13 protein-coding genes are annotated in these 12,013 nt (G+C 71.9%); all 13 read left to right on the top strand.

Features of this window, described 5'->3' with window-relative positions:
* The first annotated feature begins 169 nt into the window (after positions 1 to 169).
* Positions 170 to 379, top strand: a complete 210-nt coding sequence (locus IH13_RS0129370; protein WP_199814884.1) for a hypothetical protein — start codon at positions 170 to 172, stop codon at positions 377 to 379.
* A 37-nt stretch (positions 380 to 416) separates the two neighbouring features.
* The gene (locus tag IH13_RS0129375) at positions 417 to 2,654 is read left to right on the top strand and encodes an FAD/NAD(P)-binding protein (protein WP_031089073.1); all 2,238 of its coding nucleotides are present in this window, start codon (positions 417 to 419) and stop codon (positions 2,652 to 2,654) included.
* The gene (locus IH13_RS0129380) at positions 2,651 to 3,379 is read left to right on the top strand and encodes a maleylpyruvate isomerase family mycothiol-dependent enzyme (RefSeq protein ID WP_031089075.1); all 729 of its coding nucleotides are present in this window, start codon (positions 2,651 to 2,653) and stop codon (positions 3,377 to 3,379) included. The genes IH13_RS0129375 and IH13_RS0129380 overlap by 4 nt, the downstream gene beginning before the upstream one ends.
* Before the next feature lie 61 nt (positions 3,380 to 3,440).
* A complete protein-coding gene (locus IH13_RS0129385; RefSeq protein WP_082317755.1) occupies positions 3,441 to 3,998 on the top strand; it encodes a thiamine pyrophosphate-binding protein in 558 nt (185 codons plus the stop codon).
* A gap of 2 nt (positions 3,999 to 4,000) precedes the next feature.
* Complete coding sequence (locus tag IH13_RS0129390) at positions 4,001 to 4,549, top strand: thiamine pyrophosphate-dependent enzyme (RefSeq protein WP_031089078.1); 549 nt, start codon at positions 4,001 to 4,003, stop codon at positions 4,547 to 4,549.
* A gap of 127 nt (positions 4,550 to 4,676) precedes the next feature.
* Positions 4,677 to 4,937 (top strand): phosphopantetheine-binding protein, encoded by a 261-nt coding sequence (locus IH13_RS0129395; RefSeq protein ID WP_031089079.1) that lies wholly within the window; start codon positions 4,677 to 4,679, stop codon positions 4,935 to 4,937.
* A complete protein-coding gene (locus IH13_RS0129400; protein ID WP_031089080.1) occupies positions 4,934 to 5,965 on the top strand; it encodes a FomB family phosphonate monophosphate kinase in 1,032 nt (343 codons plus the stop codon). The genes IH13_RS0129395 and IH13_RS0129400 overlap by 4 nt, the downstream gene beginning before the upstream one ends.
* On the top strand, positions 5,962 to 6,816 hold the full coding sequence (locus IH13_RS0129405) for an EamA family transporter (protein ID WP_031089082.1): 855 nt from the start codon (positions 5,962 to 5,964) through the stop codon (positions 6,814 to 6,816). Before IH13_RS0129400 ends, IH13_RS0129405 begins: the two co-directional genes overlap by 4 nt.
* A 297-nt stretch (positions 6,817 to 7,113) precedes the next feature.
* Complete coding sequence (locus IH13_RS0129410) at positions 7,114 to 8,346, top strand: sensor histidine kinase (RefSeq protein WP_031089083.1); 1,233 nt, start codon at positions 7,114 to 7,116, stop codon at positions 8,344 to 8,346.
* A complete protein-coding gene (locus tag IH13_RS0129415; RefSeq protein WP_031089084.1) occupies positions 8,346 to 9,020 on the top strand; it encodes a response regulator in 675 nt (224 codons plus the stop codon). Before IH13_RS0129410 ends, IH13_RS0129415 begins: the two co-directional genes overlap by 1 nt.
* A 170-nt stretch (positions 9,021 to 9,190) precedes the next feature.
* Complete coding sequence (locus tag IH13_RS0129420; protein WP_031089086.1) at positions 9,191 to 9,622, top strand: hypothetical protein; 432 nt, start codon at positions 9,191 to 9,193, stop codon at positions 9,620 to 9,622.
* A 24-nt stretch (positions 9,623 to 9,646) separates the two neighbouring features.
* On the top strand, positions 9,647 to 10,414 hold the full coding sequence (locus IH13_RS0129425; RefSeq protein WP_051835969.1) for an ABC transporter ATP-binding protein: 768 nt from the start codon (positions 9,647 to 9,649) through the stop codon (positions 10,412 to 10,414).
* Positions 10,411 to 12,013 (top strand): ABC transporter permease (locus IH13_RS0129430; protein WP_158791385.1); only part of this gene is annotated, 1,603 nt, incomplete at its 3' end. The genes IH13_RS0129425 and IH13_RS0129430, both read left to right, overlap by 4 nt.

A 12,013-nucleotide genomic window follows, 5' to 3' on the forward strand; every position in this document is an offset into this window, starting at 1 on the left:
CACCTCCGCTCGCGCGGAGAGGACTCCGCAGGCGTACCGGCCGTCAAGGCCGGGCCCTCCGCTCGCGCGGAGAGGACACCCGTGCGGCAGACCGCCGCGACCTGGAGGCTCACCTCCGCTCGCGCGGAGAGGACTGATCGGTCAGCGTCTTCCCAGTCAGCAGGGCGAGATGTGTATAAGAGACAGCTCCAACGGTATGACGTACGACGAACTCCACGACGGTCTCAAGGAGTTCGGATACGTCATCTACGCCACCCAGGGGAAGTCCGCCGGAGTGTTCCGGCTCGCGAACATGGGCCGGCTCACCGAGGCCGATCTCACCGGCTTCTTCGCCGCCCTCGACGCCGTCGTGGCCCGGCACACGTCCCCGCATGCCTGATCTTCCGGCCGATCAAGAGAGAGGGAGTGGTGAACCGGTGACGACCGACACCTCCGTGAACCCCACGCCGATTCGTCTGGCGATCGTGGGCGGCGGCCCCACCTGCACGTACGTCCTGGAGCGGCTGGCCGCCCTGGTGCACGCCCACGACACGTCCGCACCGCTGGAGATCGTCGTCTACGACCTCTCCGGCGAGTTCGGCCCCGGCCAGGTGCACAGCCCCGACCAGACGAGGACCAGCTACCTCAACCGGGTCGTCGGCCAGGTGGCCTTCGCCGCCGACGAGTCCGTCGTCGACGCGGGACCGCTGCTCCCCGCCGCCGAGCGGCCCACCCTGCTGGACTGGTGCAGGAAGAAGTTCCAGGAGACCGGCGACCCGCGTTTCGACCTGGCCGCCGAGGACTGGCCCAAGCGCTATGTGCACGGGCTGGCCCTCAAGGACCAGTTCAAGCGGTACGTGGAGATCCTGCGGGCCTCCGACGGTGTCACGGTGACGCTCCGGCGGTCCGAGGTCGTCGACCTGGAGGAGCGCGGCGACCGGTTCGCCCTACTCACCGCCGACGGCGCCGCCCCGTACGAGGCCGACTACGTCCTGATGCTCACCGGCCACTCGTCCAACCGCCCGGAGCTCGACCCCCACCAGGCCGCCTGGGCCGCCTTCGCCGCCCAGCACGGGAAGCACCTGATACCGAACGCCTATCCGTTGGAGCGCTCCCTGGACCCGGCCCGCACCGGGCCCGGCACCACGGTCGCCTGCCTCGGCATGGGCCTCACCGGCATCGACGTACTGCTCTACCTCACCGAGGGCAGGGGCGGCACCTTCGAACGCGACGGGGACGGGCAGCTCCGCTACCGGCCGACCGGGGCCGAGCCCGACTCCATCGTGGCGTTCAGCCGCTCCGGCCTGTTCACCTTCGCCCGGCCGTACAACGAGAAGGAACGCGACATCGCGACCCTCGAGTACAAGGGCGCGTTCCTCACGACGGCCGCCGTCGCCGAGCTGCGCCGCACCGTGGGGGTCGTCAACGTCATCGGCGGACACGAGAAGCTCCAGCTCGACTTCGAGGCCCATGTCTTCCCGCTGGTGCACCTCGAAATGGCGCTGATCTACTACAGCACGCTGTACGGCCCCGAGTTCCGCGAGTCGGCCGTCCGCGTCGTGCGGCCCGCGTACGACAAGTTCCTCGCCGACGCCGAGGCGTTCTCCGACCACCACGAGGCCGCCGCCTTCCTCCTCGCCCCCCTCGACGAGCTGGCCCGGTCCGTCGCCGCCCAGGTCGACGAGGCGCTGTCGGGCCGTCGCACCGTTGCCGGGCAGCCGGTCCTGGAGGGTGCGCTGCGGACGTTCCTCACCGTGGTGTACGGCGCCGAGCAGACGGCGCGGCTGCTGACGCACGCCGGGCGCCCCCGGGAGTTCGCCGCGGCCGTCGCCGCCGCCCGCTCACCGTGGCGGCACGCCGAACGCGCCGCCGAGAACGTGTTCTCCTGGGAGAGGACGATCAGCCCCGTCCCCCGTACGGGCTATGCCGGCCCCGAGGAGTACGTGGAGACGTTCCTCGACTTCCTGGACGTCGACATCCGCTGGGCCTCCCAGGGAAACCTCAGCAACCCGGCCAAGGCGGCGGCCGACGCGGCCTGGCGCGACCTGCGCGGTGTGGTGATCGACGCGGTCGACTTCGGCGGTCTGCGCGCCTCCTCGCACCGCACCTTCCTCGGTGTGTACACCCCGCACCACAACCGGCTCTGCCAGGGCGCGTCCGTCGAGGCCATGGAGAAGGTGGCGGCGCTGATCCGCTCCGGCCACGTCGACGTCTCCGTCGGCCCCGAGGCCCGCGTGGGCACCGACGAGGAGGCCGGGAGGTTCCGTGTCGACGGCCGGGTGACCGGCTCCACCAAGTGGGCCGACGTCCTGGTCGACGCCCGGGTCCACGCCTTCGACGCCGAGCGCGACGTGATGCCGGTCTACCCCAACCTGCTCAGGCGCGGCCTCGTCCGGAAGTGGGCCAACCCCGGTGTCGGCGAGGCCGACTTCGTACCCGGCGGCCTCGACCTCACCCCGGAGTTCCACCCGGTGAGGGCGGACGGCACCGTTGAGCCGCGGATCACTTTCCTGGGACCGCCCAGTGAAGGTGTGATGTACCACCAGATCGGCGCGCTCCGGCCGAACAAGGACCACCATGTCATCCGGGACATCCTCTGCTGGATCAACGCGTTCATCCCGCAGGGGGCCCCGACAGGCACGGAGCCGCAGCGACACGAAAGGACCCTGGCATGAGCAACACGGACTACAGCGCGGTGGAGTACGGGGAGATCGACGTCCCCGGACGCCTCAAGGAGATCACCGCGGCACACGAACGACTGCGCGCCGAGGCCGCCTCGCTCACCGAGGAGGCCGCACGTGAGGCGATCGAGCTTCCCGGATGGACCCGCGGCCATGTACTGATCCACCTCGCGGACCTCTCCAACGCCTTCGCCCGTCAGGCGCGTTACGCGGTGGAGGGCAGGACCGTCGAGGTGTACGACGGCGGCCGGCCGACCCGCGACCGGCGGATCGAGGAACTTCACGGCAAGCCCGTCGAGTGGCTGCGCGAGCAGCTCTCCGAGGGCCTGGACGCCCTGGAGGAGGCGTGGGCGGCTCTCGGCCCCGACGGCTGGAGCCTGCCCTGCGCGTACCGCGACTCGCCGCTGTTCGCGACCCAGCTCGCCTGGTGGCGCGAGAGCGAACTGCACACGGTCGACCTCGGGGTGGGCCGCCGCTCCGAGGAGTGGAGCACCGCGCTCTCCTCGCACGTCGTGTACTTCCTCCGGCCGCGCCTGCCCGAGGGGACGCGTCTGGTCGCCGAGGACACCGGCCAGGAGTGGAGCACCGGCGCGGGTGACGGCGTGGTGGTCCGCGGCCCGCTGACCTCCCTCGCCGCGTGGATCTCCGGCCGTCCGGCCGCCACCCCGCCCACCACGTCCGACGGCACCCCGCTGCCCGAGCTCAACGCCTGGCCGTAAGAGATCCGCCGCCGCGCCCCCACCAGGGCGCGGCGCCTGTTCCCCCAGAAGAGAGTTCTTCATGACACACGCCTCGACCATCCTTCCGTCACCGCCGGCGCAGCCGTCGGACCGCCGGGGCACCCCGGCCGAACAGCTCGTCCAGGCCTTCGTGGACCGCGGGTTCAGCCACTTCACCGGCGTACCCTGTTCGCTGCTCAAGGGCGTGTTCCGGGTGCTCGAAGAAGACGGTGCCGCGCCGGGACGGGACCTGTCCTACCTCCCCGCGCCGCGCGAGGACTCCGCGCTCGGTGTCGCCTCCGGGCTCGCCGCGGCCGGGGCCAGGCCGGTCGTCCTCATGCAGAACTCCGGTCTCGGCTACTCGCTGAACGTGCTCACGTCGCTGAACCTGATCTACGACCTCCATGTGCCGTTGATCGTCAGCTGGCGCGGCCACGACGGCGACGACGCGGTGGAGCACGACGTGATCGGCCGCGAACTGACCAGTCTTCTGGACGTCTTCGGCCTCCGCCACACCGTGTTCGTCCCGGAGCAGCCCTACGCCTCCGTCGACCGGTGCCTCGCGAAGGCCGAAGACGGACGGTACACCCCCGTCCTCCTCGTGAAGGAAGGCATCTGAACATGTTCGGCATCCAGGACGCCATCCGCGCCGTGACCGAGAAGTACCCCACCTCCCTGTACGTCTCCACCTGCGGGTTCATCACCCGCGACCTGTTCGGCATCGCCGACCGGCCGCAGAACTTCTACCTGGTCGGTTCCATGGGCATGGCCGCGCCCGTCGGCCTCGGGGTGGCGCTCGCCCGGCCCGACAAACACGTCGTGGTGCTCGACGGCGACGGTTCGTTCGCCATGAACCTCAGCGTGCTCCCGATGATCGCCGAGCACGCCCCGGACCTGGTCCACGTGGTGCTGGACAACGGGCTGCACGAGAGCACGGGCGGGCAGCGGCCCGTCCGCATCGGCGACCCCGCCGCCCTCGCGCTCGCCGCCGGGTACCGCGCCGCCCACCGCGTCTCCTCGGCCGACGAGTTCGAGGACGTGCGCACGGAGCGCGGTGCCCCCTCCCTGGTGCACGTCCGCTGCGCCCCGCGAGGCGCCCACGCGGGCCGGCGGGTGGAGTGGACCCCGCAGCAGCTCGTGGCGCGCTTCCGCGCCGAAGCCGTGGCCTGACCGTTCCTCCTCGACCACCGGTGTACGCCCACGGGCTGGGCGTACACCCCCGGGCCCCAGCGGTCCGGAGCCTCCTGCACCCGGGTGCCAGGGGCCCTCACCGCCTCGGAAAGGAAGTCACCTCATCATGGAAGGCACCGCCACGGCCCTGGAACTCCGGGTCCGCTCCGTTCTGCTGCCGGTTCTCGGCGCGTCCGTGGACGGCTCCGCCGTCGGCCCCGACACCGAACTGTGGGGGGCGGGCCTGGACTCGCTGCGCGCCGTGTCGCTGATGGCCGGGCTGGAGGACGAGTTCGGGATCGAGTTCCCCGACGCCCTGCTCACCCGGGAGACGTTCTCCACCGTGAACCGCATCGTCGCCGCGGTGGGCAGTCTGGAGGCCTCGTGAGACCGGACCTCCGGACCCTGCCGGTGCGTTCGTCGAAGCTGGTGGACCTGAACCGGCTGAGCGTCCGGATCTCCAGCAACCTGGAGCACTTCGACGCGTACGCCTACTTCTCCCGCTTCCTTCCCGAGTCGGCGCAGTCCCCGCCGGCCGACTACGAGATCCACTGCGTGGACCTGGACCGTGACACGTTCCGCGTCGAGGATCTGCTCGCCCGGTCCGACCGCACCCTGCGGGCCAAGCGCTTCCGGTCCGGTTACTACCTGAACCACATCTTCGGCGATCCCGCCCATCTCATCACCGAAGGGCACCGCCTGTACGTCTTCGGCCGCCGCCTGGAGCGCACGGTCTGGCCGTACTTCGTCAAACGGATCCTCACCGAGTTCTCCGTCGACCACGGCTACCTCCATCTCAAGGCGGGCGGCTTCACCTTCGACGAGGGCGGCGCGACCCTGCTCGTCGGCCCGAACGGGGGCGGCAAGACCGTCTTCCTGACGCAGGCGTGCCTGGACGGCGCGCGTTTCCTGACCAACACCCATGTGCTGGTGCGGGACGGTGAGGCGTTCGCCGTCCCCTCGGCGGTGCGGGTGCGGCGGGCCCCGCACCTGGCGGACCTGATCGACAGCCACCGGCTCACTCCCCATCTGGAGAGCGGCGACTACGTGGCCGCCCCGGAACTGCTCTTCCCCGGCACACCGGCCGACTCGGGCCGCATACGCAACATCGTGATCACCGACCACGACCCGGACGGGCATCGCGGCTTCGAGCGGATCTCCGCCGGGCAGGCCGAGCTGTTCCTCGACCAGTTCGCGTCCGCCGTGACGAACTACGGCCTCAAGGACGACCTGCTGGCCCATCACGGCGGCGACTTCGAGAAGTTCACCGACACGCTGCGCACCATGAAGCGACAGCTGTCCGAACTGGTGGCGGACGCCCGTTGCTACCGCGCCAACGTCGACATGCTCGACCCGTCCGTCCGTGCCGAGGTCCTCTCCGAGCTGGCCGAGGCCGCGACGGGGCCGTCCAGGTGACTCCGTGCGTCGCGGCGGTGGTGCTGTTCGCGGCGGTCACCCACGCGGGCTGGAACGCGATCACCCACCGGGTGAAGGACGAACTGGCCTGCCTGACCCTGGTCGGTACCGGGCGCACCGCGTCCGGTGCCGTCCTGGCGCTCCTGGCCCCGCTGCCGCACCCCGCCGCGTGGCCGTACCTGATCGCCTCGGTGGTCCTGCACGTCGGCTACCAGGTCGCGCTCATGCGCTCCTTCCGGCTCGGGGACTTCGGGCAGGTGTACCCCATCGCCCGCGGCGTCGCCCCCGTCCTGGTCATCGTGTTCTCGGTCTTCGTGCTGGGCGAGCGGATGGGCACGGCCGGGACCGCGGGAGTCGCCGTGGTCACCCTGAGCCTCATCGGCCTCGCGGTGTGGGGCGTACGCGGCCGCCCGGGCCGGCGGCCGGAGTGGGCGGCGGTCGCCATGGCGGCCACCACCGGGCTGACCATCGCCGCGTACACCGTGGTCGACGGCGTCGGGGTACGCGACGCGGGCGCGGCCCTCGGCTACATCGCGTGGCTGATGATCCTGGACGGCTCGGCCGTGCCCCTCTACGCCGCGGCCAGGCTGCGCAGCGGCCTGGCCGTCCGGCTGCGGCCGGTCCTGTTGCCCGGGCTGCTCGGCGGTGTGCTGTCCGTCGTCTCGTACGGCCTGATCCTGTGGGCCCAGACGCGGGCGCCCCTCGCACCGGTCGCCGTACTGCGTGAATCGAGCGTGATAGCGGGCGCCGCCATCTCCGCGTTCCTGTTCAAGGAACGGTTCGGAGGCCCGAGGATAGCGGCGGCGACCGCGATGCTGGCGGGTATCGCCCTGATGGTCGGAACGACGTGAGGGGGCAGCGGTGGGAGCCGGGGCGGGTGCCGCGTCCTCCCCGACCGCGTGACCGCCGTCGTCGGAGCCGTCCGCACTCCGCAGAGCCGGCTCCGGGGACGCTCGATGAACCGCCACCGGCCCGGGGCGCCCCCGATTCCGGGACGCCCGCCGCCGCGGGGCCGTACGCCGGTCCCGCGCTGAGGCAAGATGGGCGCGTGAGGGCACCGACCTCATCGCGAAGTTCTCGCGGAACGACGGCACTTGCGCCGAAGGCCACGCGGTTGCGCTTCTGCCCGGAGGAGAAAGGCACGACGGTTGATCGAGGGGGAGACGGTGCCGGTCCCGTCGGCCTGGATGGCGCTGCCCGGCCGGTACGGACGCGCCGTCGCCCGGGCCTGCGACATCGGTGTCGCGCTGGTGGTCCTGGTCGCGGCGGACTACTACAGCGCTGAGTACGACCTGGCCGTGGGCGGGCTGATGGCCCTGTGTCTGCTGGCCCGCAGACGGTTCCCCGGCACGGTGATGGCAGCCGTCCTGGTGCTGTGCGTCGCCCAGTTCGTCCTTGCCGGACTGGGCGACATGCCGCTGGTGTCGGCGCCGGCCGCGTACGACGTGGCCGTGCTGTTCGCCATGATGTCGGTCATCCACCATTCCCGGACGACCTGGTCGCCGTACCTCGCGGGCGCCGTGGTGCTGCTGGCCACGGCGGCCGGGACGGTGGGGGTGCCGGCTCTCGGCATCGAGCCGTTCGTCGATCTCGAAGCGCTCCTGATCTTCTGGGGACTGACGCTGACCGTCTGGCTGACGGCCTTCGTCCTGCACACGCGGCGGCTCTACGCCGAGAGCCAGGCGGCCCGCGCCTGGCACGTCGAGCGGGAACAGGAGCAGCGGGTCCAGCTCGCCGCAGCCCGGGAGCGGGCCGAGATCGCCCGTGAACTGCACGACGTGGTGGCCCACAGCCTGGCCGTGATGATCCTTCAGGCCGACGGCGCCGAGTGCGTGCTGGGGAAGTCGCCGAACATGGCGCGGTCCGCCCTGCAGACGATCGCCGCCACGGGCCGGGACGCGATAGACGACATGCACCGCATCGTCCGGGTACTGCGCGAGGGCGACAGCGACTTTGCCGACGACGACCCGCCACGTCGTCCGGTCGGCCTCGACGAGGTCCGGGTCGTCGCCGAACGCGCACGGACCGCCGGGCTGACCGTGGACGTGTCGGTCGAGGTCGAGGAAGGACGGCTGTCGTCGGCGGAGGAGATGACGGCCGTCCGTATCGTCCAGGAGAGCCTCACCAACGTGCTCCGCCACGCCGGGTCCGGCGCCGCGGTCGACATCCGGCTCCATGAGGAGCAGGGCACCCTGCTGATCAGTGTGGTGGACGACGGGGCGGGTACCCTCGTCGGCCGCGGCGTCGGTGGGCACTTCGGAGGGAACGGACTCGTGGGGATGCGGGAGCGCGTGGAGTTCGCCGGCGGCAGTTTCGAGGCCGGGCCCCGGCTCGGCAGCGGATGGCACGTACGTGCCTCGATTCCGACAAGGACGAAGTGATGACGCGGGCGGACAGGCCGGTCAGGGTGGCCGTGGTGGACGACCAGCCGCTGATCCGGGCGGGCTTCTCCATGGTGCTGGCCGGTCAGGACGACATCGAGGTCGTCGGTGAGGCGGAGAACGGGGCGGACGCCCTCGACCTGCTGCACCGGGTCGAGGCGGACGTCGTCATCATGGACATCCGCATGCCTGTCATGGACGGCATCCAGGCGACGGAGCAGCTGATGCGGCTGGACGATCCCCCCGGCGTGCTGGTGCTGACCACCTTCGACAACGACGAGGACGCGTTCGCGGCACTACGCGCCGGAGCCGGCGGCTTCCTGCTGAAGAACGCCCCCGCCGCGGAGGTCGTGAACGCCATCCGGGTCCTTGCCGCCGGGGAGTCGGTGGTGGCGCCGCGTATCACCCGGCTGCTCCTCGACCGGGTCTCGGACCGGCTGGCACCGGCGAACGGGCAGACCGAACGGCTGGACGCCCTCACCGCGCGCGAGCGGGACGTGCTCACCCTGGTCGCCCGGGGGCTGTCCAACGCCGAGATCGCGGAGGAGTTGTACGTCGCGGGGGCCACGGTGAAGACGCACCTGGGCAACCTCATGGCGAAGCTGCATCTGCGGGACCGTGCCCAGGCCGTCGTGTTCGCCTACGAGTCCGGACTGGTCCGCCCCTCCCCCTGAGGGTGCAGAAGCGCCCCCGGGTCCTGCCTCCACGGGTGCAGACGCCGCCCCGTCCCGCGGACCAGATCCACCGCGCCCGATCTCGGATGCGTGGCCGATGCCCCGCAGGCCGCCGGACTCCAGACTTCTCACTGTCGCCGAACGCGGCCGAGAAGACACCGGAGGACCCGATGACCACCACGCCCACCACGCAGAACCGCAAGCGGAACCGCCTCGTCATCAGCGCGGCCGCGGCCGTGATCGCCGTGGCCGTGGCCGCCGGGGCGGTCTACTGGTGGCAGGACCACAACAAGCTCAGCCAGGCGTCCGCCGAGGACTGCCGACTGGCGCAGAGCATCATCACCGAGGGCGCGGAGATCTCCACCGCCCCCGCGTCCGAGGCGGAGAAGTGGTGGCGGGCGGCCGGGGACGAGCGCCGCGCGAAGATGAAGGACGGCTACCTCGGGGCCAAGATCTCCCAGTACGAGGGGTGGGCGCTCGCGACCGCCAAGGAGTCCTCCGAAACGCCGTCCGCGAAGGACGTGAAGAACCTCCAGGAGGAGGCGCAGGGACACTGCGCGGATTCCGGGGTCACCCTGTCCATGCCGCCGCTCGGGTCCTGACCCGGAACGCGAGGACCGTCACCCATGGCTGTCCACGCCGCCGCCCGCGGCCGCACGCCCAACGACGTCATCACGGCCACCGGCCTGGTGAAGGTCTACCGTCAGGGCACTGCCGAGGTGCGGGCCCTCGACGAGGTCTCCGTCCGTGTCCAGCGCGCACGGTTCACCGCCGTCGTCGGGCCCTCCGGGTCGGGGAAGTCGACACTCATGCACTGCGTCGCCGGACTCGACACCGTCACCTCCGGCAGCGTCGTCCTGGACGGAACGGAGATCGCGGGGCTGTCCGACCGGCAGCTGACCCGGGTGCGCCGGGAGCGGATCGGGTTCGTCTTCCAGTCGTTCAACCTGCTGCCGCAGCTGACGGCCTACGAGAACATCGTGCTCCCCGTCACCCTGTCCGGCGGGCGCCCGGACCGCGAGCTGGTGGACCACCTCTGCGAAGTCCTGGGCATCGCCCACCGGATGACGCACCGCCCCGCCGAGCTGTCCGGGGGGCAGCAGCAACGGGTCGCCGTGGCCCGGGCGCTGGTGGCCCGGCCGGCCGTGGTCTTCGCCGACGAACCCACCGGCAACCTCGACTCCCGGGCCGGCGCCGAGGTCCTCACCATGCTGCGCCGGTCGGTCGACGACCTCGGCCAGTCGGTCGTGATGGTCACCCACGACCCCGCCGCCGCGCACTACGCGGACCGGGTGCTGACCCTCGCCGACGGACGCGTCGTGAAGGACGAGCACACCGCTCCCTCCGGACGGGCCGCCGCGCTCACCACCGACGCCACGGGGAGGCGGCCTTGAGTACCCCGTGGCGTGCGACGGTCCTGGGCTCCCAGGTGGCGGAACTCCTGAGGAGACCCGGACGGTTCACGGCGACCGGGCTGTCGCTGCTGATCGCGGCCTTCGTGGTCTTCGGGGCCGTCACGGCCCAGCAGATCATCACCGCCACCGTCATCGGGAAGTTCCGCGGAACACCCGAAGCGGTGTCGCTGGTGGTGACGCCCGGCGACGGCGAGGACATCGGCGAGGCCCGCCTCCGCGAGATCCGAGAGACCCCGGGAGTCACCGAAGCCGTCGGCAGGCTCGACGGCGGCAGCCCGCTGGACGGCAGCGCCGTCGAACGCTACCTCGATCTGTCCGCGGACCCCGGCGCCGGCGCCCTGTCGCAGGTCCGGCTACTCGAAGGCACGTACCCCTCCGGCCCGGGCCGACTCGCCGTCAACACGCAGGCCGCGCGGGAGTACGGTCTCGCTCCCGGGTCGTCGCTCACCCTGCTGCAACCCGGACCCGACGGCGAAGGCAGCCGACGGGTGACGGTCGAGGTCAGCGGAATCGTCCGCAGCACCGCCACGAACGAGGCGGCACCCACGGGCTACGCCCCCGGCCCCCAGCTCGGGGAGATGCTCGGTGTGCCGGGCTACTCCCGCATCGACGTCCGCACCGACACCGCGTCCTCCGGGCCCGGTTCCGCGTCGGCGGAGCTGACGGAGCGCATCCGGCAGGCGGTGCCCGGGGCGCAGGTGCGGTCCGGGGACGCGGTGCGGGGCCAGGAGGGCCGCGAGGCGGTGGCGGCGGCGAAGGACACCCTGGAGCTGGCCACCGTCTTCCTCGCCGTCGCCGTCGGCGCGGCCGTTCTCGTCGCGACCTCCACCTTCCGCATCGTCTTCGCCCGGCGCGTACACCAACTGGCGCTGCTGCGCGCCATCGGGGCGTCTCGGCGAAGGCTCGCCGCCGCGCTCGTCACCGAAGGGGCGGTGGTCGGTCTGCTGGCCGGTGCGGCCGGTGTGCCGGCGGCCTGGGGCTGCGGGCGTCTCGCCCCCGCGGTCGCCGAGCGTTTCGGGCACGACCTGCTCGCCCCCTCCCACGTTCCGCTGGCGGAGGCCGTTCTCACCGTTCTCGGCACCGGCCTCCTGGCGGTCGTGGCGGTCCTTGCCCCGTCCCTGACCGCCTCACGGGTCTCCCCGGTGCAAGCCCTGCGGAGCGCGGCGTCCGGCGAGGGCGGGGCGAGCGGCATCGGGCGGACCCTGCTGGGCCTGCTGTGCGCGGCCGGCGCCGCGCTGCTCGCCTGGCAGCAGTACGGGGCGCTGCCTCAGCCGGGCGACACGCAGTACGACCGGTTCGCGGCACTGACCACTGTGGTGCTTTCGGGCGGGCTGGCCTTCCTGGCGCTGATCGCCCTCGGGCCACGCCTGGTCCGGCCGGTGCTGGCGGCCGTCGCCGTGCCCCTGCGCCGCACGGGTGCGGCGGGCCGGCTCGCGGTCGCGGGCGTCGGGGGTGCCCCGGGCAGGGCGGCCTCGGTCTCGGTCGTCGTGGCACTCGGCGTCTGCCTGGTCGGCACGACCCTGACCTGCCTCGCCTCCCTGCAAGCCTACGAACGGTACCTGTCTCTTATACACATCT

It is taken from the genome of Streptomyces sp. NRRL WC-3549 (assembly GCF_000721935.1).
In the GTDB taxonomy this organism is placed as follows: domain Bacteria; phylum Actinomycetota; class Actinomycetes; order Streptomycetales; family Streptomycetaceae; genus Streptomyces.